Origin of the sequence: Pseudarthrobacter sp. SL88, assembly GCF_026672455.1 — a bacterium.
GTDB lineage: Bacteria > Actinomycetota > Actinomycetes > Actinomycetales > Micrococcaceae > Arthrobacter.
This window is the reverse complement of record NZ_JAPPRD010000001.1, coordinates 3,529,476-3,553,473: the sequence shown is the minus strand read 5'-3', so window position 1 is coordinate 3,553,473 and position 23,998 is coordinate 3,529,476. Positions and strand designations below refer to the sequence as shown.

20 protein-coding genes are annotated in these 23,998 nt (G+C 67.3%); 15 read left to right on the top strand and 5 right to left on the bottom strand.

Annotation, left to right across the window (positions count from 1 at the left end):
- Window positions 1–2: 2 nt before the first annotated feature.
- Entirely contained in the window at window positions 3–1,016 is a 1,014-nt protein-coding gene (locus tag OVA06_RS16070; protein WP_268159665.1) for a LacI family DNA-binding transcriptional regulator, read from the top strand.
- 52 nt (window positions 1,017–1,068) lie between these two features.
- Here the strand turns inward: OVA06_RS16070 and OVA06_RS16065 are convergent, their stop codons facing one another.
- Window positions 1,069–1,773, bottom strand: coding sequence for a FadR/GntR family transcriptional regulator (locus OVA06_RS16065; RefSeq protein WP_056082490.1), 705 nt, complete (start codon window positions 1,771–1,773; stop codon window positions 1,069–1,071).
- A 173-nt stretch (window positions 1,774–1,946) separates the two neighbouring features.
- Between OVA06_RS16065 and OVA06_RS16060 the strand changes: the two genes are divergently transcribed.
- From OVA06_RS16060 to OVA06_RS16030, 7 genes are all read left to right on the top strand, one after another.
- A complete protein-coding gene (locus OVA06_RS16060) occupies window positions 1,947–3,437 on the top strand; it encodes a four-carbon acid sugar kinase family protein (RefSeq protein WP_268159663.1) in 1,491 nt (496 codons plus the stop codon).
- A 311-nt stretch (window positions 3,438–3,748) separates the two neighbouring features.
- Window positions 3,749–4,648: an NAD(P)-dependent oxidoreductase gene (locus tag OVA06_RS16055; RefSeq protein WP_261618664.1), complete on the top strand. Its 900-nt coding sequence runs from the start codon at window positions 3,749–3,751 to the stop codon at window positions 4,646–4,648.
- Between the two features lie 150 nt (window positions 4,649–4,798).
- A complete protein-coding gene (locus OVA06_RS16050) occupies window positions 4,799–6,265 on the top strand; it encodes a GntP family transporter (protein WP_268159660.1) in 1,467 nt (488 codons plus the stop codon).
- Window positions 6,265–7,140, top strand: a complete 876-nt coding sequence (locus OVA06_RS16045; RefSeq protein ID WP_268159658.1) for a class II fructose-bisphosphate aldolase — start codon at window positions 6,265–6,267, stop codon at window positions 7,138–7,140. Before OVA06_RS16050 ends, OVA06_RS16045 begins: the two co-directional genes overlap by 1 nt.
- Window positions 7,141–7,186: 46 nt before the next feature.
- Window positions 7,187–7,591, top strand: a complete 405-nt coding sequence (locus tag OVA06_RS16040) for a DUF1304 domain-containing protein (protein WP_056082476.1) — start codon at window positions 7,187–7,189, stop codon at window positions 7,589–7,591.
- A 106-nt stretch (window positions 7,592–7,697) separates the two neighbouring features.
- Window positions 7,698–9,053 carry an acyltransferase family protein gene (locus OVA06_RS16035; protein ID WP_268159655.1) on the top strand — a complete coding sequence of 452 codons (1,356 nt, stop codon included), beginning with the start codon at window positions 7,698–7,700 and terminating at the stop codon, window positions 9,051–9,053.
- Between the two features lie 15 nt (window positions 9,054–9,068).
- The gene (locus OVA06_RS16030; protein WP_056082469.1) at window positions 9,069–9,398 is read left to right on the top strand and encodes a GNAT family N-acetyltransferase; all 330 of its coding nucleotides are present in this window, start codon (window positions 9,069–9,071) and stop codon (window positions 9,396–9,398) included.
- A 123-nt stretch (window positions 9,399–9,521) separates the two neighbouring features.
- Here the strand turns inward: OVA06_RS16030 and OVA06_RS16025 are convergent, their stop codons facing one another.
- Entirely contained in the window at window positions 9,522–9,833 is a 312-nt protein-coding gene (locus OVA06_RS16025; RefSeq protein ID WP_268159652.1) for a hypothetical protein, read from the bottom strand.
- Window positions 9,834–10,164: 331 nt separating this feature from the next.
- Between OVA06_RS16025 and OVA06_RS16020 the strand changes: the two genes are divergently transcribed.
- Genes OVA06_RS16020 through OVA06_RS16000 form a run of 5 tightly spaced genes read left to right on the top strand, consistent with a single transcriptional unit; the run spans window position 10,165 to window position 16,449 of the window.
- Complete coding sequence (locus tag OVA06_RS16020; protein WP_268159650.1) at window positions 10,165–11,787, top strand: pyridoxal phosphate-dependent decarboxylase family protein; 1,623 nt, start codon at window positions 10,165–10,167, stop codon at window positions 11,785–11,787.
- Complete coding sequence (locus OVA06_RS16015) at window positions 11,784–13,160, top strand: lysine N(6)-hydroxylase/L-ornithine N(5)-oxygenase family protein (protein WP_268159648.1); 1,377 nt, start codon at window positions 11,784–11,786, stop codon at window positions 13,158–13,160. The genes OVA06_RS16020 and OVA06_RS16015 overlap by 4 nt, the downstream gene beginning before the upstream one ends.
- On the top strand, window positions 13,157–13,756 hold the full coding sequence (locus OVA06_RS16010) for a GNAT family N-acetyltransferase (RefSeq protein ID WP_056082460.1): 600 nt from the start codon (window positions 13,157–13,159) through the stop codon (window positions 13,754–13,756). Before OVA06_RS16015 ends, OVA06_RS16010 begins: the two co-directional genes overlap by 4 nt.
- Window positions 13,753–15,648, top strand: a complete 1,896-nt coding sequence (locus OVA06_RS16005) for an IucA/IucC family protein (RefSeq protein WP_268159646.1) — start codon at window positions 13,753–13,755, stop codon at window positions 15,646–15,648. The genes OVA06_RS16010 and OVA06_RS16005 overlap by 4 nt, the downstream gene beginning before the upstream one ends.
- Window positions 15,649–15,657: 9 nt before the next feature.
- A complete protein-coding gene (locus OVA06_RS16000) occupies window positions 15,658–16,449 on the top strand; it encodes an SDR family NAD(P)-dependent oxidoreductase (RefSeq protein WP_268159644.1) in 792 nt (263 codons plus the stop codon).
- Here the strand turns inward: OVA06_RS16000 and OVA06_RS15995 are convergent.
- Window positions 16,399–17,490, bottom strand: a complete 1,092-nt coding sequence (locus tag OVA06_RS15995) for an FUSC family protein (protein WP_056082451.1) — start codon at window positions 17,488–17,490, stop codon at window positions 16,399–16,401. The genes OVA06_RS16000 and OVA06_RS15995 overlap by 51 nt on opposite strands.
- 119 nt (window positions 17,491–17,609) lie before the next feature.
- Window positions 17,610–19,187, bottom strand: coding sequence for an MFS transporter (locus tag OVA06_RS15990; protein WP_268159642.1), 1,578 nt, complete (start codon window positions 19,185–19,187; stop codon window positions 17,610–17,612).
- 568 nt (window positions 19,188–19,755) lie between these two features.
- Between OVA06_RS15990 and OVA06_RS15985 the strand changes: the two genes are divergently transcribed.
- The gene (locus tag OVA06_RS15985; protein WP_056082444.1) at window positions 19,756–20,013 is read left to right on the top strand and encodes a hypothetical protein; all 258 of its coding nucleotides are present in this window, start codon (window positions 19,756–19,758) and stop codon (window positions 20,011–20,013) included.
- A gap of 145 nt (window positions 20,014–20,158) precedes the next feature.
- Here OVA06_RS15985 and OVA06_RS15980 read toward each other — a convergent pair whose 3' ends face one another.
- Entirely contained in the window at window positions 20,159–22,675 is a 2,517-nt protein-coding gene (locus OVA06_RS15980) for an ATP-dependent DNA ligase (RefSeq protein ID WP_268159640.1), read from the bottom strand.
- Window positions 22,676–22,715: 40 nt separating this feature from the next.
- On the opposite strand from OVA06_RS15980, the gene ku reads away from it, so the two are divergent.
- The gene (gene ku / locus OVA06_RS15975) at window positions 22,716–23,897 is read left to right on the top strand and encodes a non-homologous end joining protein Ku (RefSeq protein ID WP_268159638.1); all 1,182 of its coding nucleotides are present in this window, start codon (window positions 22,716–22,718) and stop codon (window positions 23,895–23,897) included.
- Window positions 23,898–23,998: the final 101 nt, after the last annotated feature.

Genomic DNA, 23,998 nt, shown 5'->3' with positions numbered 1-23,998 from the left:
CGTTGACCGCCACCCCGCGTCCCAAGATCGCAGACGTTGCGGCCGCCGCAGGGGTATCCGTACCCACCGTCTCCAAGGTGCTTAACGGCCGCACCCACGTCTCGGATGCCACGCGCGCCAAAGTGCAGCAGGCCCTGGATGAGCTGGACTATTCCAAGCGGAACGCCGCCGCGGCCCAGCCCGGGATGCTGCAGCTGGTGGTCAACAACTTCGATTCGCCGTGGGTCCTGGCCACTATGGAAGGCGTGGAGGCCGCGGCCGACCGGCTGGGATATGCGGTGGCGTATGTCCGGGCCGAACATGTCACTGCAGACCGTTGGCGGAAGCTGCGTGAGCCCTCGGCGAACCGCCTGGACGGGGTCATGCTGCTGGCGCCGCGCAGCGGCTCACGCCTGGTTACCCTGGTGCGGTCGCTGAAGATCCCGGCCGTCGCCATCGATCCCGAGGGGACCGAAGGCCTGGATATCCCCAGCGTCAGCCCGGCGTCGTTCTCCGGGGCGCTCGCCGCCGTCGGCCATCTCCTGACCCAGGGGCACCGCCGGATCGGGATCATCACCGGGCGCAAGCACAGCCCTGGGCACGGCCGGGCGCGGTACGCGGCATACGCGGCCGCCCTGCACGAGGCCGGCCTGCCGGTCCTGCCGGAGCTTGTCCGGGACGGCGATTTCAGCATCGAGTCCGGCATGCGCCTGGGTGCCGACCTCCTGGACCTGGCCGAGCGGCCCACGGCCATCTTCACCGGCAGCGACCTGCAGGCACTGGGCGTGATGAATGCCGCCGCGCAGCGCTCGCTGCAGGTCCCCGAAGACCTCAGCATCGTGGGGTTTGACGACATCGCCCAGGCCGCGCTGACCTCGCCGCCGCTCACCACCGTCCGGCAGCCGCTGGCCCAGCTGGCCACCATGGCCGTGGGCATGCTCATCGAGCAGCAGGACAGCCAGGGCGCGGTGCCCGCAGCTTTGGAAGTGGCCACCGAACTGGTGGTCCGTGGAACTACGGCCCCGCCGGCAAGCTAGCCCCGGCGGAAATTTAGTCTCGCCCGGCCGTGCATTCCCCCCGAGGGGACGGCTATTTGGCGGGGAGCACCAGGTTCTTCAGGTCGTCCAGCGTCTGCTGCATGTGGGCGTCCATGGCCAGCCGGGAGCGGGTGGCGTCGCCTGACTGCAGGGCCTCTGCGATGTTCTGGTGGTGGCCGATGGCGTGCTCCTGGATGGCCGGAACGGCAGACGTTTCGGCCCGGCGCTTTTCCAGGACGCGGTGCAGCGGTTCAAACAATACGGAGACGAACACGTTGCCGGAAGCGCGCAGGATGACGTCGTGGAAGGCGAGGTCGGCTTCTACGAAGGACGTGACGTCGTTGACGGCGTGGGCGGCCTTCATCGCCGCAATGTAGGCGAACAGGGATTCGGTATCCGCCTCGGAGATCCGGCCTGCAGCCAGCTCGCAGGCTCCGGTTTCCAGCATGCGCCGGAGTTCGATGAGCTGTACGGAAGCTTCGGCTTCGTTCTTGCCCTCCGATGCCGCGCGGAGCACGGCTTCAAGTGAGGTCCACCGGTTCAGCGGGTTCACAAAGGTGCCCCGGCCACGCTCAACGCTGAGGATCTGCTGCGCCTGCAGCGTCTTCATGGCTTCGCGGACCGTCATCCGGCTGACCTCGTGGCGGGCGCTCAGTTCGTGCTCGCCGGGGACGGTTGATCCGGGCGGAAATTCGCCGTCGATGATGCGGTCCAGCAGTTCGTCGGCCACAACGCCAACCAACGATTTCCTTGCCATGGTTCCCCCGATTCCTGCCGTGGGCGTCTACCCGGCGGATATGTCTGACAAGTCTACTTGCGCGTCTTTTATGTCGTGTGCCACACTAGCATTCAAATGCAAGATGTCAGACATCTTACAGATTCATTTACACCTTGATCCGGCCCCCGGATCGCAACACAACGGAGTGCACTGTGACGCTTGAAGCAGACGTCCTGGCCGCCTATCCCGCGGACTTCCTCATCCCCGCAGCCCTGGTGGCCAGCACCCTGGCCGCTTCCAACGCGGAGACTCCCCGCGTCCTGGTAGTGCTCGACGACGACCCCACCGGAACGCAGTCCGTGGCAGACCTGCCCGTGCTCACCCAGTGGGACGTCGAGGATTTCGCCTGGGCCTTCAGCCAGTCCAAGCCGGCGGTCTACGTCCTGACCAACACCCGCAGCCTGGACCCTGCCGAAGCCGCCGCCCGTAACGAGGAAGTGGTCCGCAACGCCCTCACCGCCGCCGGTTCCAGCTCAAATGCAGGACTGCGGCTGGGGTTCGTCAGCCGCAGCGACTCCACCCTCCGCGGCCACTACCCGCTGGAGCCGGACGTCATCGCCGCCACGGTCAGCGAGGTGAGCGGTGAAACCACCGACGGCGTCGTGCTGGTCCCCGCCTTCCCCGACGCCGGCCGCGTCACCATCGGCGGCGTGCACTACATGCGCGGCACGGGCGAAACCGCCGGCACACTGGTCCCGGTCTCCGAAACCGAATTCGCCAAGGACGCCAGCTTCGGCTTCGCCACCTCCGTCATGGCGGAATATGTGGAGGAAAAGTCCAAGGGCCGGTTCACCGCTGACTCCGTGATCGTCCTGGACCTGGACATTATCCGCGCCGGCTCCGCCGCCCAGGACCCCGCCATCTCCGCCAAGGCCATCGCCGACGCCATCGAGGGGGCCACCAACTCCACCCCGATCGTGGCGGACATCGTCACCGAGAACGACTTCCGCGCACTGGCACTCGGCCTGGAAGAAGCCGAGCGCCGCGGCAAGAACCTCCTCTACCGCGTCGGCCCGCCGTTCGTCCGCGGCCGCATCGGCCAGGAAGTCCGCACCGCCCTGACCGCTGAGGAAGCTTACGAAGGCAATACGCCCTCAACCGCCGGCGGCCTGATCGTGGTGGGCTCGCACGTGGGCGTCACCACCCGCCAACTGAACGTCCTCACGGCCGAACACAGCTCCGCAAGCACCATCGAGATCGACGTCGAGAAACTCCTCGCCGATCCGGCGCAGGCGGCCGCGCACCTGGACGCCACAGTGGACGCCGTGGTCGAGGCCCTCCGCGGCGGTGACGTCATCGTGCACACCAGCCGGCTCCTAATCAAGACCGACGACGCCGCCGAAAGCCTGCGGATCGCACGCACCGTGTCCGCCGCCGTCGTCGCCGTGGTCAACCGCACCCTGAAGACCTTCCCGCCGCGGTTCGTCATCGCCAAGGGCGGCATCACCTCCTCGGACGTCGCAGCCCACGGCCTGGAAATCCGCCACGGCATTGTCCGCGGCCCCATGCTGCCGGGCATCGTCTCCCTCTGGGAACCTGTGGACGGGCCGGCCAAGGGCATCCCGTACATCGTCTTCGCCGGCAACGTGGGCGACGACGACTCCCTGGCCCAGGTCACCCGCAAGCTCAGCAACACCTTCTAGTCCCCACCGGCTCCCAGCCCTCGCAAGCTCGGGCCGGGTCCCTCGCCGGCGTGGGCCCACCCACCGGCTCCCAGCCCTCGCAAGCTCGGGCCGGGTCCCTCGCCGGCGTGGGCCCACCCACCGGCTCCCAGCCCTCGCAAGCTCGGGCCGGGTCCCTCGCCGGCGTGGGCCCACCCACCGGCTCCCAGCCCTCGCAAGCTCGGGCCGGGTCCCTCGCCGGCGTGGGCCCACCCACCGGCTCCCAGCCCTCGCCGGCGTGGGCCCACCACCGGTTCCCCACCAGCCCCGCAAAAATTCAACGGAGAAACACCATGACCAGCAACTACACCGTCACCGTCCTGGGCCTTGGCGCCATGGGCCTGCCCATGGCCACCCGCCTCGCCTCGCAGCTGACCGTGCACGGCTTCGACATCGCCGAACCGCGCCTGAAGCTCGCTGAAGAAGCCGGCATCGCCACCTTCGGCACCGCCCGCGAGGCAGCCAAGGGTGCCGACGCGGTACTCCTCGCCGTCCGCAACGGCGAGCAGCTCAACGACGTCCTCTTCGGCGAGAACGGCGTGGCCTCCGTCCTGGACCCGGGCGCCGTCGTGATCCTCGGCAGCACCGTCGGAACCGAAGCCATCCCGGCCACCGTCGAAAAGCTGGCTGCGTTCGGCGTCGAGCTCGTTGACGCGCCGCTCTCCGGCGGACCCAAGCGTGCCGGCGAAGGCGACCTGCTGATCGTCGTCGGCGCTTCCCCCGAAGCACGCGAAAAGGCGGCTCCCGCGCTGGAACTGCTGGCCTCCACCCTGACCGTGGTGGGCGACAAGCCCGGCGACGGCCAGGCCCTGAAGACCGTCAACCAGCTCCTCTGCGGCGTCCACATCGCGGCCGCCGCCGAGGCCCTGGCCCTGGCGGACGCGCTCGGCCTCGACCAGGCCAAGACCCTCGCCGCCCTCGAAGCCGGCGCTGCAGGGTCCTTCATGCTCTCGAACCGCGGCCCGCGCATCCTTGAGGCCTATAACGAGGAAGGCGCCGAGGTCCTCTCCCGCCTGGACATCTTCGTCAAGGACATGGGCATCGTGGGCAAGGCCACCCGCGCCGCCGGCCTGGCAGCCCCGGTTGCCGCCGCCGCGGAGCAGCTCTACCTGCTGGGCCAGGCGCAGGGCCTCGCCGCCGCCGATGACTCCGCGGTCATCAAGGTGGTAGCCCCCGCCAAGCGCACGAACTAAGCACCAACCGGCAGCACCCTCCCCAATACGTACGACGGCGGCGGTCCCCCCTCCGCCGCCGTCGTACCTCTCGCGTTACTCCCCCTAGAAACAACCGGCGCCTTATTGCCCGTCTTCTGGAAGACTGGCACGTCAAAGGAGACACCCATCGTGAACCACCTCATTAGCCCGCTGATGGTGCGGGCGGCCGACGCCCCGGCCATCAAACCCGCAGTTGAGCTCGGCACTCCGCTGCTGCTGACCATCGCAGCGCTTGGCATCGCCGTGCTGCTGGTAATGATCATCCGCTTCAAGATCCAGGCCTTCGTGGCCCTGCTGACCGTCAGCATCCTGGTGGCCGTGGCCTCCCAGATCCCGCTCAAGGATGTGTTCACCGTTGTGGCCAACGGCGTGGGCAGCACCATGGGCAAGGTGGCGCTGCTGATTGCCCTCGGCGCAGTGCTGGGCCGGATGATCGAGGTCTCCGGCGGTGTGCAGTCGCTGGCCGCACACTTCACCGAGAAGCTTGGCGCCAAGCGGGTCGCGGTGGCCCTCACCGCCGTCGGCTTCCTCGTGGCCATCCCCGTGTTCTTCGAGGTGGGCGTCATCGTCCTGGTGCCGATCGTCTACGCCTTCGCCAAGATCGCCAAGGTCCACCCGGTCAAGTTCGGCCTGCCCATGGCCGGCATCATGCTCTCCATCCACGTTGCCGTCCCGCCGCACCCCGGCATCGTTGCCGGCGCCGGCGTCTTCGGCGCGGACATCGGACTGATCACGCTGATCTCGCTGGCCATCTGTATTCCCCTCGGCTTCCTGTCCTACTGGGTGGCCAGCATCATGAACCGCAAGGAATACGAACTCCTTCCCTCGGTCAAGGCCCAGGTTGAGGAGTTCGGCTCCGACTCGCTGGTCAAGGTGGGCCACGACGGCCCCGGCGCCTCCGCCATCGCTCCGCCCCGTCCCGGCCTGATCATCTTCCTCATCGCCGCCCCCATCGTGCAGATCCTCCTCGGCACCCTGGGTACGCTGACCATCCCCAAGGACAACTCCTGGTACGGCCTGGCCGCCTTCGTCGGCAACCCGTTCTTCGCCCTCCTGGTGGCAGTCGCCCTCTCCTTCTTCCTGCTGGCCGTCCGCCGCAACTGGTCGCTGAAGGAAACCGGCGAAATCTTCGAAGGCGCCCTGCCTCCCATCGCGTCGATCCTGATGGTGGTGGCCGCCGGCGGCGTGTTCGGTGAAGTCCTCCGGACCTCCGGCATCGGCGCGGCGCTGTCCCAGACCCTGGACCACCTCGGCCTGCCCGTCATCGCACTCGGCTTCGTGATCTCGCTGGCACTGCGTGCCGCCCAGGGTTCGGCCACCGTTGCCATCGTGACCACCACCGGCCTGCTGACCTCCGCCGTTATGGAGGGCGGTTACAGCCCGGCGCAGATCGCCGTCATCGTGATCGCCATCGGCTTCGGCGCACTGGGCCTGTCCCATGTCACCGACGCCGGCTTCTGGACCGTGGTGCGCTACTACGGCCTCACCGTCTCCGACGGCCTCAAGACCTGGACCGTGCTGACCACGGTCCTGGGCCTGGCCGGCTTCGCCCTGACCTTCGTGGCCTGGATCCTGGTGGGAGGCCTGGGCGTCTGATGCGCACCCGACTCGACCACCTGGTCACTTCCGCACTTCAGCAGGGCTCCGCCGTTCCCGCGTTCACCTGCTACGACTTCACCACCGCGCTGGCTGTGGTGGGCGCGGCCGAGGAATCCGGCCGCGGCGTCATCCTGCTCGTGGCACCCAAGACGGCCGCCACCCCCAACGGGCTCCGCCTGATCTCGGCCCTCCGGGGCCTGGCGGACGCGGCCTCCGTGCCGGTCGCGGTGCAACTCGACCACGCCACGGACCTCGCGGTGATGGCCGACGCCGTCGCGGCGGGGGCGGACTCGGTACTCGCCGACGGTTCGTCCTTGCCTTACGAGGAGAACATCGCCCTGGTGGTGGCCGCCCGGGAACTGTTGGCAGCCAACGGGTATCCCGATGTGGTGCTGGAAGCCGAACTCGGCGGCCTGGCCGGCGACGAGGACCGCGCGTTCTCGGCCGACGAACCTGCAGACCAGTCCGGCGTTGCCGTGGCAGGGCTGACCGACTCCGCGCAGGTGGAAGACTTTGTGGCCCGTACCGGCGCCCAGCTTCTTGCCGTTGCCGTGGGCAATGTCCATGGCAAGTACAAGGGTGACCCGCAGCTGCGCTGGGACGTGCTGCAGGACATCGCCGTACGGACCCACGTTCCGCTGGTCCTGCACGGCGCCTCCGGTATTCCGGCCGAAGAGCTGGTGAAGGCCGCGGCCATGAATGTTGGCAAGGTCAACTTCAACACCGAGCTGCGCACCGGGGTGCTGGCCACCCTGCAGGAGCAGCTCCCCGCCCACCGCGCCGACGGTGAAAACCTGCAGGCGCTCCTGGGCCACTGGAACCGGTCCGCCGGAGAGTTCGCGGGCGCCACGCTGGCCACGCTGACGCGCTAGGCCCCAGACGCGAAGGAACACAGGGGAGGGAGGCTAGGATCGAGCAATGATCCTGGCCTCCCTCTTTTTCGCGTTCCTTGCTGCCGCGCTGCACGTCTTCATCTTCACGATGGAGTCTTTGACCTGGACCAAACCGGCAACGTGGAAGCGTTTCAGCATCGAATCCCAGGAAAACGCGGAGATCACCAAGCCGCTCGCGTACAACCAGGGCTTCTATAACCTGTTCCTGGCCGTTGGCGCCCTTGTTGGCGTAGGCCTGGTGGCTTTCGGTGCGGACGGCTCGGCGCAGGACGTGGCCGGATGGACCCTCATCTTCGCCAGCTGCGGCTCAATGCTGCTGGCGGCGCTGGTCCTGGCCCTGTCCGGCCGCAAGTACCTCCGCGCGGCCGCAACCCAAGGCGCCACGCCGCTGCTCGCCGTCGTCCTCGGCCTTATAGCTGTGTCACTTTAACTGCGGGGCACTTCAACTCCTGCCCCGGCCGCTCAACCCTTCTCCGCCCCAGGTGGCGGGCGCACAATAGTCCTGTGAACAGCGCCGGGACGCTCCGGGGTGCACGGTGGGTACCGCCGGCGGCCTGAGCGGAAGCCTCCGGACGGGCACGGCGGGCCGTGATCCGGTGATCGACCTTGTCCGGTTCGCCTGCCTGGCCCTGGTGGTGGTGGGACACTGCATGATGGTCAGCCCCGTGCTGCACGCCGACGGTACGGTGACCACGCAGAACACCCTCGCCGAGCAGCGCTGGTTCGAGCCGGTCATCTGGATCTTCATGGTCATGCCGGTGTTCTTCGTGACCGGCGGGATGACGGGCCTGGATTCCTGGCGGCGGCTTGCGGCAAACGGCGGCACGGCTGCCCTGTTCATCAGTGCACGCCTGCTGCGGCTGGTCAGGCCCGCCACGGCCCTGCTTGACGCAATGTTCCTGGGGCTCGGGGCCGCCCAGCTCCTCGGTGTGCACCCCCAGGTCATCGGGCTGATGGCAGCAGGGGCAGGGATGCCGCTGTGGTTCCTGGCCGCATACCTCGCGGCGCAGCTGAACATCCCCCTGCTTGACGCATTCCACGCCCGTGCCCCCTGGCGGACTTTCCTCCTGCTCACTGCGCTGGTGGTGGCCGTCGATTGCCTGCGCGGCACCCTGCCGCTCCTGGCCAACATCAACCTGTTGTTCCTGTGGTGCGCCGTCCAGCAGGTGGGCTTCCTCATCGCCGATGGCAAACTGGCCGGCCTGTCACGCTCCTGGCTGGCAGCGGTGGCCCTCGCCGCGAATGTCCTCCTGGGTGCTGTGACGGGCTTGGGGCTTTACACGGGGAACATGCTGGTGAACCTCAACCCGCCCAACCTGTGCCTCCTGCTGCTGGGCGTGTCCCAGGCGGCCCTGATGGAGGCGGCGCGGCCGGTCCTGGAGGGGGTGGCTTCGTGGCCGTGGCTCAGCAGGGCGCTGCGGATCGCGGGTGCCCGGTCCCTTACGGTGTATCTCTGGCACTTGCCCCTGCTGGTGGCGCTGTCCGGCCTGCTGCTCCTTGCGCCCGTTCCGAAACCGGAGTCCGGAACGCCCGAATGGTGGTGGGCACGCGCCGTGGTCCTGCTGGCGCTGCTGCTCCTGCTGCTTCCCGTCATCGCCGCCTTCGGGCGCCTCGAGGACACCCCGACGGCGAGTCCGGGCTCCGGTGCCAAGCCCGCCGCGGCGGGGGCCGCCGTCGTGGTGGTTTTCCTTCCGGTGGCGGATGCTGCACTGGGCGGCCTCACCCTTGCCCTGCTGGGAACCGGAGCCGCCTTATTTGCCCTCACCCAACTGATCCTCGGCGCGTTGCCTTGGCGGAGTCCGGTCCCTCGACGCAAAACGGACGCCGCTGGTACGCGCAGGCGTGCCGGGCACAGGAGGGGGCGGAAGGGCATTGCCAGCGGGGTGAAGTAGTGCCAGTGTCGAACCATGACCGAGAACACGTTGTCCACCGAGGATAGGTTCGCCCCCGATGTCACGCTGCGGCGCAACGACGCGCAGCACCGGTATGAACTGCTGGTGGGCGGCAGGCTCGCCGTGCAGTCCTTCTTCCGGGACCTGCCGGGCCACATCGACTTCACCCACACCGAGACGGGCCAGGACTTCGAAGGGCGGGGCCTTGGCAAGGTGCTGGCGCACTTCGCCCTGGACGACGTTGTGGCTACCGGCAAGCGGGTCATTCCACACTGCCCCTTCATCTCCAGCTACCTCCGCAAGCACGAAGGGTACGAACAGTTCGTCGACTGGCCGGAGGGATAACGCGGCAGTTCTTCGGCTGCCGCCATCGGGCGCCACGTTAGTGGGAGCGGCCCGGGTTAGCTGCAGCGTTACAGCTAAGGCGAACCGGTCCAGCTAAATGACGGCACTGCCTGCATTCCGGCGTCAGCTTGCCAGGGCCTGGTCGCTGACCGTGGCGCTGAAGGCGGGATCGTCGAGGGTGAAGCCGCAGGCGCAGCGGTAGGTGGCCACGGTTCCGGCCGAGGCCGGACCGGCGGGCAGCACACCGGTTCCGTCAACGTAAACAGGCTGCCGGACCGGCAGGTCCTGCGGATCGATCCGCTGCATCGGCGTGCGGCAATGCATGCGCGAATTGAGGGTGACCAGGAGTCCCAGATCCAGTGGCTGGGCTGTGCTGCCGGCTGGCTCTGTGCGTTCCCCGGACGCGGTCAGCCGGTCTTCCGTTGCGGTGGTCATGCGATGTTCATCCTTGGGCTTCTTCACGAGGCTGCTCTTCCAGCCCCGCCGCGAACTGCTTGCGGAGGTCATTTATCCCCATAAGCAAAGCATGCTTACTAAAGGTGTGACAAGCCGGACATTCCCGCCCCGGGCTACCCGTCCATCATCCGAAGGGCGTGAATTGTGCACCATGGGCCCGTTCCAGCGCCAGTCAGTGACCTGCTGCAAGCCCAAAAACCCCGCCATTCCGCGGCTAAGGAGAAATAGGGCACAAAAGTTTGATTAAAAGGTCATCCTAAGTAAGGCTTACCTACGCAACGCCCCCAAATTGCTGACCGAAGGAAGACCCGTGCCGCTGATGCCCCGACTCGATGAGACGCAAGTGGACCACTCCACCCGCCACGACGTGCCCCGCCAGGACCCGGACAACACGGTTCCGCCGGGGCAGGATTTCGGCTCGCGTGTGGAACTGGCCCTCGGGGCAACCAACCATCTTTTCAATGCCCGGAACTCACCCCGGTACGTTGCGCAGGTGCTGCAGGGCGTCACCACCGTGGCAACCAAGCTGGAGCGGACCACCCAGCCGTTCACCGGCGTCGGGCCCGCCGACATGCGGAACCGCGTGGGAGCCGTGGACCTGGACACCCCTTTGCCGGACACCGCCGCGGCCCTGCAGGAACTCGAGGACGTGTACCTGCGCGACGCCGTCTACTTCCACGACCCCAAGTACGCCGCCCACCTCAATTGCCCCGTGGTGATCCCGGCGCTGGTGGGTGAGGCCATCCTGTCCGCGGTGAACTCCTCGCTGGACACCTGGGACCAGAGCGCCGGCGCCACCATGATCGAACGGCGCCTCGTCGACTGGGCCGCCGAACGGCTGCACCTCGGCGGCGCTGCGGACGGAATCTTCACCTCCGGCGGCAGCCAGTCCAACCTCCAGGCCCTGCTCATCGCACGGAACCACGCCGTGGCAGGCCTCCGCCAGGACCCCGCCCGGGCATCCCTCCGACTCCCGGCACTGCTGGATACCCTGCGCATCTTCACGTCCGAGGACAGCCACTTCAGCGTCCAGAAGTCCGCCTCCATGCTGGGCCTCGGGTTCGACGCCGTCATTACCGTCCCGTGCTCCGCGGACCACCGGATGGACCCGGCGGCGCTTGCCACGGCCATGGCGGAAGCGCACGACGCCGGCCTGACCGCCATGGCTGTGGTGGCTACCGCCGGGACAACGGACTTCGGAGCCGTGGATCCGCTGGCAGAGCTCGCCGCCCTGGCCCGGGCCTACAGTGCCTGGTTCCACATCGACGCCGCGTACGGCGGCGGCCTGATGGTCTCCGGCCGGTACCGGCACCTGCTGGACGGCACAGGCCTCGCGGACTCGGTCACCGTGGACTTCCACAAGACCTTCTTCCAGCCCGTCAGTTCCAGCGCCCTGCTGGTCCGGGAAGCGGCGATGCTGCGCCACATCACCTACTACGCCGACTACCTGAACCCGGAGAGCGCCGCCCTGGCGGACATCCCCAACCAGGTGGACAAAAGCATCCAGACCACCCGCCGTTTCGACGCCCTGAAGCTCTGGCTCACCCTGCGCATCATGGGTGCGGATGCCATCGGCGCGCTCTTCGACGAGGCCATCGACCTCGCCGCCCGCGTAGGTTCGGTCCTCGAAGCCGACGACGATTTCGAGCTTGCCGCAGCACCACAACTGAGCACCCTGGTGTTCCGTTACCGCCCCGTACTCGAGTCCGGCGCACGCCTCTCCGACGAGGACGCCGATGCCCTCAACCCCGCCATCCGGGCGGCCGTCTTCGCCTCCGGCAAAGCCGTGGTGGCAGGCACCAAGGTGGGCGGACGCCACTACCTGAAGTTCACGCTCCTCAACGCCGAGGCCACCCTTGAAGACATCACGGACATCATCACCCTCCTGCGCAGCACCGGCGCCGGACTCCTGCAGAAGGAAACCACCGCATGAGCACCCCCGCCAACGGCACCATCTTCGACTTCGCTGCGATCGGCGTCGGGCCCTTCAACCTGGGCCTGGCCGCCCTCGCCGAACCCGTGGAGGGCCTCAACGGCATCTTCCTCGAACAGCGCGGTTCCTTCGACTGGCACCCCGGCATGATGCTCGAACCCGCGCACCTGCAGGTTCCCTTCATGGCTGACCTGGTGACCATGGCGGACCCCACCTCGCCCTATTCGTTCCTGAACTTCCTGAAGCAGACGGGCCGGCTCTACCGCTTCTACATCAGGGAAAAATTCTACCCGCTGCGCGCCGAGTTCAACCAGTACTGCCAGTGGGTGGCGGGGCAGTTGCCCTCCGTGCGTTTCGGCACGGCCGTGCAGGAGGTGGCGTACGACGACGGCGTGTACCGGCTCTCCGTGTCAGGTCCGGACGGGCCGGAGGTGCTGTCGGCGCGGCGGCTGGTGCTGGGCACCGGCACCTCCGCGTACGTTCCGGCGGCCGCCGGGGGAATCCTTGCCGCCGCGGCTGCCGGGGACGGGGGAGTGGCCTTCCACAACGCCGAGTACCTGGCCCGGAAGGCCGAACTGCAGCGGCAGCGCAGCATCACCATCCTGGGCAGCGGCCAAAGCGCCGCCGAAATCTATTACGAGCTGCTGCAGGAAGCCGACGCCTGCGGGTACCAGCTGAACTGGGTGACCCGCTCGGGCCGGTTCTTCCCGCTGGAGTACACCAAGCTGACCCTGGAGATGACCTCGCCAGAATACGTGGACTACTTCCACGGCCTCCCGCCCGAGCAGCGCGACCACCTGAACAAAACACAGAAGAACCTCTACAAGGGCATCAATTCGGACCTGATCGATGCCATCTACGACCTCCTCTACACCAGGAGCCTGTCCGGCATGGTGGACACCCAGCTGCTCACCCACTCCACGCTGACAGCCGCCGAATGGGACGCGGCCGCCGGAACCCACCGGCTGCACCTGGAGCATGGCGAACAGGGCACCTCCTACACCCTGGACAGCGAGGCCGTGGTGCTGGCCACCGGTTACGGCTACCGCGAACCCGCGTTCCTCACCGGGGTGCAGGACCGGATTGCCCGGGACGGTTCCGGCCGCTTCGCCGTGGACCGGAACTACAGCACCGGCGTTGAACCGGGCGAGATCTTCGTCCAGAACGCCGAACTGCACACCCACGGGTTCGTCACCCCGGACCTCGGCATGGGCGCCTACCGCAACTCCTGCATCCTCCGGGAGATGACCGGCCGGGAGGTGTACCCGGTGGAACGCAGCATCGCCTTCCAACAGTTCGGGGCGCCCCCTTCCGTCCCGGAAGTGCATCCGGCCCCCGCAGCGGGGAACGTGGCCGTGGAGGTGCCGGCATGAGGTTCACCTTCCGGTGCGTGGACCCGGTGGCGGACGCCCCCCTCCTGCACAGCTGGGTGACCCAGCCCTACGCCTCGTTCTGGGGAATGCTGTCCGCCACCGAGGCCGGCGTTATTGACGAATACGCGAAGATCCAGGCGAGCGGCCACCACCACGCCCTCCTGGGACTCGACGGCGGCGTCCCCGCCTTCCTGATGGAGGAGTACCTTCCGGCGTCCTCACCGCTGGCCGCCGCCTACCCCGTCCTTCCCGGCGACGCGGGGATGCACCTGCTGGTGGCGCCGCCGTCGGGCGTTCCGGAGCCGGGTTTCACCACCGCCGTCATGGATGCCGTCCTGGCCCGGCTGTTCGCCGGGCCCGATGTGGAGCGCATCGTGGTGGAGCCCGACGCCCGAAACACGAAAATCCACGCCCTTAACGAACGTTTCGGGTTCCGGCCCTCGGGAGTTGTGGGGCTGCCGGACAAGGATGCGCTGCTCAGCTTCTGCACCCGGGCCGACTATCTGGCCGCCCGCGCAACCCTTCCCACCTTGGAAACTTCCGCCCGTATGGAAACCAACCGCACCGAAGACCTGCAGGGAGCCGCAGCACTATGACCGTCCAGCTCGAATCCACCACCAACACGGCCGCAGCAGCAGCGCCACACCTCGAAGGGGGCCGGTGGGATGCCGCCAACCGGCACCTGCTGCGCAAGGCGCTCGCCGAGTTCTCGCACGAACGGATCCTCACACCCGAGCCTGTGCCTGGCGCTCCGGAAACCAACGCCTACCGCCTGGCCAGCGCCGATGGCTCCCACGAGTACCGGTTCACCGCCAGGATCCTGGAGCTGGAGCACTGGTCCATCAGCGCCGATTCCATCCGGCATGTCAAGGACGGCACCGAAGCGCCGCTGGACGTGCTGGAGTTCATCACGGTGTTCCATGAGACGCTCGGCGTCAACCTCCAGATGCTCCCTGTCTACCTGGAGGAGGTCAGCAGCACCCTGGCCAGCCATGCCTACAAGCAGTGGGCCGGCCAGCCGACCGCCGTGGAACTGGCCGCCGGGGTGACCGGCGGTCAGGACGTCGCTGCCGACTTCCAGGCGATCGAGCGGAGCATGACCGAGGGCCACCCCTGCTTCGTGGCCAACAACGGCCGGCTGGGGTTCGGCGTCAGCGACTACCTGGCGTTCGCGCCGGAAACCGGGGCGCCGGTGCTGCTGGAATGGATCGCCGTGCACCGCAGCCACGCCGTGGCCAGCACCAGCAGCGGCCTGGACTATGCGGCGCACCTCGACGCCGAACTGGGCCCGCTGGCCGGCAGTTTCACCAGCGAGCTGCTGCTGCAGGGCCTGGACCCGGACCAGTACTTCTTCATGCCGGTCCACCCCTGGCAGTGGGAGAACAAGCTCACGGTCACCTTCGCGGCCGAAATCGCCCGGCAGCGCATTGTCTACCTGGGAACCGGTACCGATTCCTACCAGGCCCAGCAGTCCATCAGGACGTTCTTCAACACCAGCCAGCCGTCGCGGAACTACGTGAAGACCGCCATGTCCGTGCTGAACATGGGCTTCATGCGCGGCCTCTCACCCCAGTACATGAAGGCCACGCCGGCCATTAACGACTGGCTGCGGAAGCTGATCGGGAGCGACGCCGCACTGCAACAGCGCGGGTTCACCATGATCGGCGAAATCGCCGCCATCGGCTACCACAACAGGACCTACGAGGCCGCATCCGCCAGCGGTTCGCCGTACCGGAAGATGCTCTCTGCCCTGTGGCGGGAAAGTCCGCTGCCGCTCCTGGAGGACGGGCAGCAGCTGACCACCATGGCCGCGCTGCTGCACGTGGATTCCGCCGGAAAGTCCATGGTTTCCGCCCTGATCGAGCGGTCCGGCCTGGCCCCCGAGGACTGGCTGCGCCGCTACTTCGAGGCGTACCTGGTGCCGCTGGTGCACTGCCTCTACAGCTACGAGCTGGCCTTCATGCCGCATGGCGAGAACGTCATCCTGGTCCTCGAGGACGGTGTTCCGGTGCGTGCCGTCATGAAGGACATCGCCGAAGAGATCGTGGTGATGGGGGACCGGCTGGACCTCCCCGAGGAGGTCGCGCGGATCCGGGCGGACATCCCCGACGGCGAAAAGGTGCTGGCCATCTTCACCGACATTTTCGACTGCATCTTCCGCTTCCTCGGGGCGCTGCTCGACGACGACGGAACGCTTCCGCAGGAAGCCTTCTGGCGTACCGCCGCCGCCGCCGTCCGGGACTACCAGGCACAGCACCCCGGGCTGGCCGGACAATTCGCCCGGCACAACCTGTTCGCTGCGGACTTTGAGCTGTCCTGCCTTAACCGCCTGCAGCTGCGGAACAACCAGCAGATGCTGGACCTCACGGATCCGTCCGGAAGCCTGCAGATGGCCGGCCGCCTGGCCAACCCACTGGCGCGCTTCGCCGGTGAAACCACAGGCGAAGCCGAGGGAAAGACGGAGCCAAATCGGGGCAGCGGTGGCTAGGCTGGCTGCATGACGCAGACCACTTCACGGACCACTGCCCTGGTCACCGGCGCCAGCGCAGGCCTGGGCGCCGAGTTTGCCCGCCAGCTCGCCGCCGAGGGCTGCCACCTGGTGCTGGTGGCCCGCAACAGGAACCGCCTCGAGGAAGCCGCCGCGGAGCTGGAACGGCGCTACGGAACCACGGCCGAGGTGCTCCCGGCCGACCTGACGGACGACGCCGCCGTGGCCGCCGTCGTCGAACGCCTCTCCGATCCGCAGCGGCCGGTGGGCATCCTGGTCAACAACGCGGGCATCGGGCTGCTGCACAATTTCGAGGACAACCCGGTGGAGGAGGAGAAGCGGCACCTGAAGCTGCACGCAGAAACCGCCCTTGTGCTTTCGCACGCGGCGCTCAAGGGCATGCTGGACCGTGGTGAGGGAAGGATCATCAACGTGGCCAGCATCGCCGCTTTCCTCCCGCGCGGAACCTATTCGGCCGCCAAGGCGTGGCTGCTGAGCTTCAGCCGCTGGGCCAACCTGGCCTACCGGACCCGCGGCATCAAAGTGACAGCGGTGTGCCCGGGTTTTACGCACACTGAATTCCACGACCGCATGGGGATGGACAAGTCCGTGGCACCGAAGTGGACCTGGCTGGCGGCCGAGCGCGTGGTGCGGGAGGGGCTGGCGGACAACGCCAAGGGAAAAGCCGTTTCGATCCCGTCCAAGCGCTACAAGGTGGTGGCAGCGCTCGCCCGGATCGCTCCGCCAAGGCTAATGGCGGGGCCGCCGCGCAAGCCCCAGGAGGAGGGCGGGGGAGCGTGAACCCCGCCGGCGGACGGCAACCACAACGGCGATGCCCACCAGGGCGCCCACCAGGGTCTCGATGGCGCGCTCCAGGATCAGGACGCCGGGGTCGGCCGGTGCCGCGAGCTGGGTCATCAGCAGGATCACCGGGGTAAAGGAGACCATGGCCAGGCCGTAGTGCCGCGTCATGAACAGCTCGGTGGTGAACTGGAACAGGATCACCAGCAGCGCCAGGACCAAGGCCTGCTGCCCGGGGAACAGCCCGGGCAGCGTCCAGGGGGCGGGAAGGATCACGACGGCGGTCACGGCCAGCCCCACGAACGTCCCCACGATGCGGTGGACCCCGCGGCGGACGCTGCTGGGGAGGTCCGCGCCGGCCAGCGGAACAGCCGCGGCAGCCATGGCCCAGTGCGGGTGGCCGCTTCCGGTGAGGACGCCGACGGTTCCGGCGGCACCGACGGCCAGCACGTAGCGGGCGGCGTGGATCAGCATGGCGCGGCGGTCCAGCGGCTGCGACGCGGCGGGAATGCGGACGGCCCCGCGCTGCCACCGCCGTTGACGGACCCACCCTGCGAAGCCCACCAGGATGGCGAACGCCGCCGACCCCACGGCAATCAGCAATGCTGTATACCAGGGGACCGCCATGGGCACCGACGCGCAGGCTCCCAGGGCCAGGATGCCGAAGAACGGGCCGTTGGGCTTGAGCCGCACGCGGTCCGAGTAGAGCGAACCCACGCCCGCCAGCGCAGCTTCGATGGCCACCAGCGCCCACGAGTGGATGTGGTTGACGGACAGGAACACGCCCACCGAGACGCCGCCCAGGAGGACCAGGGCTGCCTGGAACTGGTGGAGGATCCGCAGCTGGTGCGGTTCGGACCGGCCGTACATCCCGGTGAGGGCGCCGAAGACGGCGTAGATGATGAGGTCCGTACGGCCCGCGGCAAGCAGGAGCAGGGACGGGACGGCGACGCTGAGGGCCACCCGCAGGGCAGCGAGGTGGTCCGCGTTGGCGGGCTCCAGCCGGTGGAGGGCACGCACATGCAGCAGGACGCGTTCCATGCCGTACCCACTCTCCTTGCCTGTGGCTGGGTTAGCCACGACTTCAACCTTAAACGCCCGGACCGCCGCACCCGGTATGGGTGCGGCGGTCCGTGTAACGGAGCGGAACAGTTGGCCGGTTAGGCGCTGACCGGCGTTTTCCCGCCGTCCTGCGGATGGGTGTCGAACGGCAGCTCGTCAACGTTGATCAGCGGGTTCTCGTCCTGGGTCTTGACCAGCTCGCGGGCCTCCGCCTCGGTGTCCACGCTGGGCATGGATCCCGGAAGCGGGCGGTTGGCCGATTCCTTCAGGAAGTAGATGGCCACGGCGCCCACCAGGGAGGTTGCCATCAGGTAGTAGGCGGGCATCATGTCATTGCCGGTCGACTTGATCAGCAGTTCGACGATGAAGGGAGTGGTGCCGCCGAAGATGGCCACCGCAAAGTTGTAGGCAATACCCATGGCGCCGTATCGGCTGGACGTGGGGAACTGTGCCGGCAGGGAGGACGCCAGGTTGGCCACGTAGAAGGTCACGGGGAAAGCGACCAGGGCCAGTCCGGCCAGGGTGGACCACACTTCTCCAACGCCGATCAGCAGGAAGGCCGGGATGGCCAGGACAATGGTGCTCACCGCGCCAACCCACAGCACGGGACGGCGGCCGATGCGATCGGACAATTTGCCGGTCAGCGGAATGCAGAGGCTCATGATGACCAGGACCGGGATGGTCAGCAGCGTGCCGTGCACTTCGTCGTAGCCCTTGGACGTTGTGAGGTACGTCGGCATATAGGACGTCAGCGCGTAGCCGGCGGTGTTGGCTGCAGCCACCACCACCATGGCAACGACGATGGGCCGCCAGTAGGCTTTGATGATTCCCACCGGGCCCTTGGCAGCGGCGGTGTCGCCTCCGGTGGCGTTCTTGGCGTTTTCCTCCTGGGCGTCCAGGGTGGCCTGGAACTGCGGGGACTCCTCGATCTTGCTCCGGAAGTACACCGCGATCAGGCCCAGCGGACCTGCCAAGAGGAACGGGATGCGCCAGCCCCACTGCTCCATGGTGTCCTGGCCCAGGGTCAGCTGCAGGACCGAAACCAATGCAGCGCCCATGGCAAAGCCCATGTAGCTGCCCAGGTCAAGGAAGCTGGCAAAGAAGCCGCGGCGCTTGTCGGCGGCGTATTCGCTGACGAACGTGGTGGCACCGGCGTACTCACCGCCGGTGGAGAAGCCCTGGATCACCTTAAGCAGCACCAGCAGCGCTGCTGCCCACAAACCGATTTGCGCGTAGCCCGGCAACAGGCCGACAGCGAACGTGCTGGCGGCCATGATCATCAGCGTGGTGGCAAGGATCTTTTGCCGGCCCACCTTGTCGCCCAGCCAGCCGAATACGACGCCGCCGAGCGGGCGGGCGATGAAGGTTGCAGCGAACGTGCCCAACAGGAACAGGTTGCGCGTCGTGGGATCGGATTCCGGCAGGAAGACCGGACCCATGGTGGTGATGAGGTAGCCGAAAACGCCTACGTCGTACCATTCCATGGTGTTGCCTACGATGGTGCCGCCGAGGGCCTTCTTCAGCATCGGCTGGTCAACCACGTTGACGTCTGATTCCTTGAGCCGGCGCCGCGGAAGGAGCTTGGGCTTTTTGGCGGCTTTCACTGCTGCTGGTTCTGTTCCGCGGGCGTTCCTGGCGCCTGCTGAAGAGTCGGTGTTGCTTTGGTCTGTGGGCATTTGGTCAGCTCCTGTGGAGGTCATTTGCTTGCGACTACTTGCTGCCCCGCTCCGGGCAGGCCTTCAATTTTACGCCGATTTTGTAGCGTTCGCCCGTTTGATGCCGTACCGTCTACCCCTTTACGCACGTTTCAGACCAACTTTTGCGGGTTGATTTCGCTGGTTTTCCCTTATGAATACTGGGAAGCATGCTGATTGTGTCCACCGTCACCGAATCTTTTTCCGTAACCGTTCGTTGGGGCACGGTTTTGGCCGTGATCGGGCGCTGGATGTGACGGCCGACACTGCCATCGCGGAGGATTTTCGCCGCCGTTTTTGGCGCCTCCAGGCGGTGCCGGGGGTTCACAGGCACCGGGCCGTTGCCTATGGTTGAGCCATGGGAACACTGATTTTCGAATAGTAGACGCGTGCGGCCGGGAAATCCCCTCTGCCCGACACCGAGCCAGACACGCCGGCGCTGCTGAGCCTCACAGCGCAGACCTCACGAATGTGCCGGCATGACCGGCGAATAAGGAGGCCCAGATGCCTCTCTCTTCAAGACTTCATTTCATCGTGGAAAGGAAGAAAAATGGCTGACGAAAACCCCAAATCCCACCTCAATCCGGAGATGGCGGACCATCTGGCAGCGGCAATGGACACCCCGGACCTGCCGGCAGCGGCCACCACCGCTGCTGGCGCCATGCCGCGGCAAAACTCCTGGCCTGACGGTAACGGCAAGCGCCGCCACCCGAAGGACCGGGGATCCGGCCACGGGCGGATGGGCCACGAAGCCTCCGTGGCCGCCGTCCACCGGACCGGGAAGCCGCAGATGCCGCACTCGTCTTAAGACGGGCGAACCACACATTCATCACCGACACGGAAATTCCCTGGCGCGCCCTTATATGCGGAGCGGCAGGGAATTTCCGCGTCACGGGCGAGCCTGCGCGTCGCCGGGGCCTCGTTGCTGAGCCTCGTTGCCGCCAGCAAGGCCGTCAATCCTCCCGGACCACCTCTGACGGGTCCTTGTCCAGGCGCCAGCCCCGCCACCGGGGATGCCGCAACCGCCCCGGGCCCGTCCACTCGCCGTAGGTCACCTCACCCACGAGCTGCGGCGTGACCCAGTGCGCGTCCGCGGAGTCAGGCCGGGGAACTTCGTGGAACGGTGAGGTCTTCCGGGCCAGCTGCTCCACGGTTTGCCGCAGTTCGGCCAGCTCACGGCTACTGAATCCGCTGCCCACCCGGCCCACATACTGGAGTTTGTTCCCGTCGGGGATGCCCACCAGCAGGGACCCCACCGTTTCCTGGCGGCCGCCCTTGCCCGGCCGCCAGCCGCCCACCACCACTTCCTGGGTGCGCTCTGTCTTGAGTTTGATCCAGGTGCGCGTCCGCTGTCCGCTGACGTAGCGGCTGTCAGTGCGCTTGGCCATCACGCCCTCGAGCCCCAGCTCCTGTGCGCTGTCCATGATGTGTTGCACGGGGTCATCCAGCACCGTGGACAGTTCCACGGGGCAGTCCGAGGGCCGGAAGAACTGTTCAAGCCGTGCGCGCCGCTTGCTGAGCGGGAGGCGCCGGAGGTCGGTGCCGCCGTCGTACAGGAGGTCGAAGAGCATCAGCCGGACGGGAATGGCTTTCTGCGCTTTGGCGACGTCGGCGGCGCGGATGAGCTTCATCCTGCCCTGCAGCAGCCCGAAATCCGGCCTGCCGGAGGGCCCGACGGCGATGATCTCACCGTCGGCCACGAACGGCTGCTCCGGCCAGCACCGCCTGTCCGTCAGCTCGGGGTAGGTTTTGGTGACGTCGTTGCCGTTGCGGCTGAAGATGCGGACGGTGGACTCATCCGCCACGAGGATGGCACGTACCCCGTCCCATTTGAGTTCAACCTGCCAGTCGCTGCCGACGAGGTCTGAGGGGACTCCCGCAGTGGCCATCATGGGGCCGAAATCGTCAAAGGAAACCCGAACAGGGGAGTCCTCCGGTTGGCCGGGGGCGTTCCCGGCTTTTCCGGCCTTGTCCACCTGTTTGGCGCCGTCTGCCGGCTTGGCACGGTCCGCAGGCTCCGCGGACGAAGGTGCGTTCCGCCGTCGTCCGCCCTGGTCCTCCTTGTCCATCAGGTGGATCAGCCACTGCTTTTCGGCGTCGCTGCCCTGGCCGCGGCCGGTATGGATGAGTGCCACCTTCCTGGTGCCGCCCAGCCCGCCGCCCTCGGAGCCGGTGAGGGTGACGATTACCTCCTTGCCGTTGATCCACTTGTGCAGCTCATACGTGCCGGTATCCCAGATGGTCATCTCGCCGGCGCCGTACTCACCCTTGGGGATGGTGCCGTGGAAGGTGAGGTAGTCCATGGGGTGGTCCTCGGTCTGGACGGCCAGGTGGTTCTTGCCGCCGGACTCCGGCACACCCCTGGGGAGCGCCCAGGAGGCCAGGACCCCCTCGTGCTCCAGCCTGAGGTCCCAGTGCAGGCGGCTGGCGTGGTGTTCCTGGATCACGAACGCGTCGCCGCCGCGCGGTGCGCCACTGAACGGCTCAGGTGTGGCCTCCGGGTCGCGCATCGAACGGTACTTCACCAGGCGGGGATTCCCGCCGTCCTGCCCGGTGCCGGGGTCGCCTTCCCCGAGCGTTCCAACTGCGCGGACGACGGCGGCGAACGGGTCCTTGCCCTCCTGCACCCGGCGCAGCACCTCGCGGTAGTCGAGGTGCTTGAGCGTGGGGGAGCTGATCTCCCGCCACGTCCGCGGCGCCGCGACCATCGGCGTGGGCCGGCCGCGCAGGGAGTAGGGCACGATGGTGGTTTTCGCGGCGTTGTTCTGGCTCCAGTCCACCAGGACCTTGCCCTTGCGGAGGGTCTTCTTCATGTCGCTGACGGCGAGGTCCGGGTGGTCGGACTCCAGGGCCCGCGCCAGTTCCCGGGCGAACTCCGAGATCTGGTCCGAGGTCTGCGTGCCGTCCAGGGGTGCGTACAGGTGGATGCCCTTGCTGCCGCTGGTGACGGGGACCGGGTCCAGGCCCACGTCCTGCAGGATGGCGCGGGCCAGCAGCGCCACTTCACGGCATTCGGCGAGGCCGGCACCCTCGCCGGGGTCCAGGTCCAGGACCAGCCGGTCCGGGTTCAGCTGGTTGCCCTGGGAATCCACCCGCCACTGGGGGACATGGATTTCGAGCGAGTTGATCTGCCCGAACCAAGTGAGCACGGCGGGATCGTTGACCATGGGGTAGTGGATGGTCCGGTCCTTGTGGGTGATGGCGGCGCGTGGAAGCCACCCGGGGGCGGAGTCCTCCAGGTTCTTTTGGAAGAAGACCTCGCCGGGCTTCCCTGTGGTGCCGACGCCGTTCACCCAGCGTTTCCGGGTGGCGGGCCGGTTGGCTGCGGCGGGGATGAGGACATGGGCCACTGCGGCGTAGTAGGCCAGTACATCGGCCTTGGTGGTGCCGGTTTCCGGGTAGATGATTTTGTCCAGGTTGGTCAGCGTCAGCTCCCGCCCGGCCACGCGGACACGTTCCTTAGAAGCCAAGGGTCTTCACCTCCGGCCCGGCGTGATGTTGACTGTAGGGATGAGAGCCATCTGGAAGGGCGCCATCGCGTTTGGGCTGGTCAACGTGCCCGTTAAGGTCTACAGCGCCACAGAGGATCATGACATCAGTCTGCACCAGGTCCACAACGCGGACGGCGGAAGGATCCGCTACCAGCGCCGTTGCGAGGTCTGCGGGCAGGTGATCGACTACTCGGACATCGAGAAGGCCTTTGAAGAGGACGGCCGGACGGTGGTGCTGTCCAAGGACGAGCTGAAGGCCATCCCGGCGGAAAACAGCCACGAAATCGAAGTGGTGCAGTTCGTCCCGTCCGAGCAGCTCGAACCGATGATGTTCGAGAAGAGCTATTACCTGGAACCGGACTCCAAGTCGCCCAAGGCCTACGTGCTGCTGCGCCGGGCCCTCGAGGACACCGACCGGGTGGCCATCGTCCAGTACGCCCTGCGCGAGAAGACCCGGCTGGGGGCGCTGCGGATCAAGGATGACGTCCTGGTGCTGCAGTCCCTTCTGTGGCCGGACGAGGTGCGTGAGGCCAACTTCCCGGCCCTGGACACAGCCATCAAAATCTCCGCCCAGGAACGTGACATGTCCGCAGCGCTGGTCGAATCGATGGCCGCGGACTTTGAACCGGAGTCCTTTACCGACGACTACCAGGTGCAGCTGCGGAAGCTTATCGACGCCAAGCTGGAGCAGGGCGAGTCCCTGGACACGGACGAAACGTTCGGCGTCGAAGCGGGCGACGGTGGCAAGGGCGAGGTCATCGACCTGATGGAGGCCCTGAAGCGCAGCCTCGACCGGAAACGCGGCGGCGCGGCAGTGGCCCCGGGCGCGGCGGATTCCGAAGAGGAAGAGTCCGCCGACGGCGGGTCGGAGGACGCGGGGGACAAGACGGCCAAGCCCGCGCGGAGGTCCTCCGGTACACGGTCGTCGGGAACCGGGACTGCCGCTGCTTCGAGGACGTCGGCTGCCAAGGCGACGGACACCAAAACCGGCACCCGGTCCGCGGCTGCCAAATCGACGGCGTCCGAGAGCACCACAGCCAAGGGCACTTCAACAAGGAGCACCTCGGCAAAGTCCGCGGGCACACAGTCCGCTGCCGCAAAGTCCGCCGCCGGCAAATCCGCCGGGACCAAGGCGGCCGCGTCAAAGAACACCGAAAAACCTGCCGCGAAGGCTACCACCAGGGCGCGCAAGCCGGCGTAGGTCGGGGCGGGGACCCTGCCGCGGGCCCGGCAAATAGCCGGACCACCTTTACAGCCGGTGCCCGCGCGGCCACAATGAGTCGCATCGCAGCGCCGCTGTGC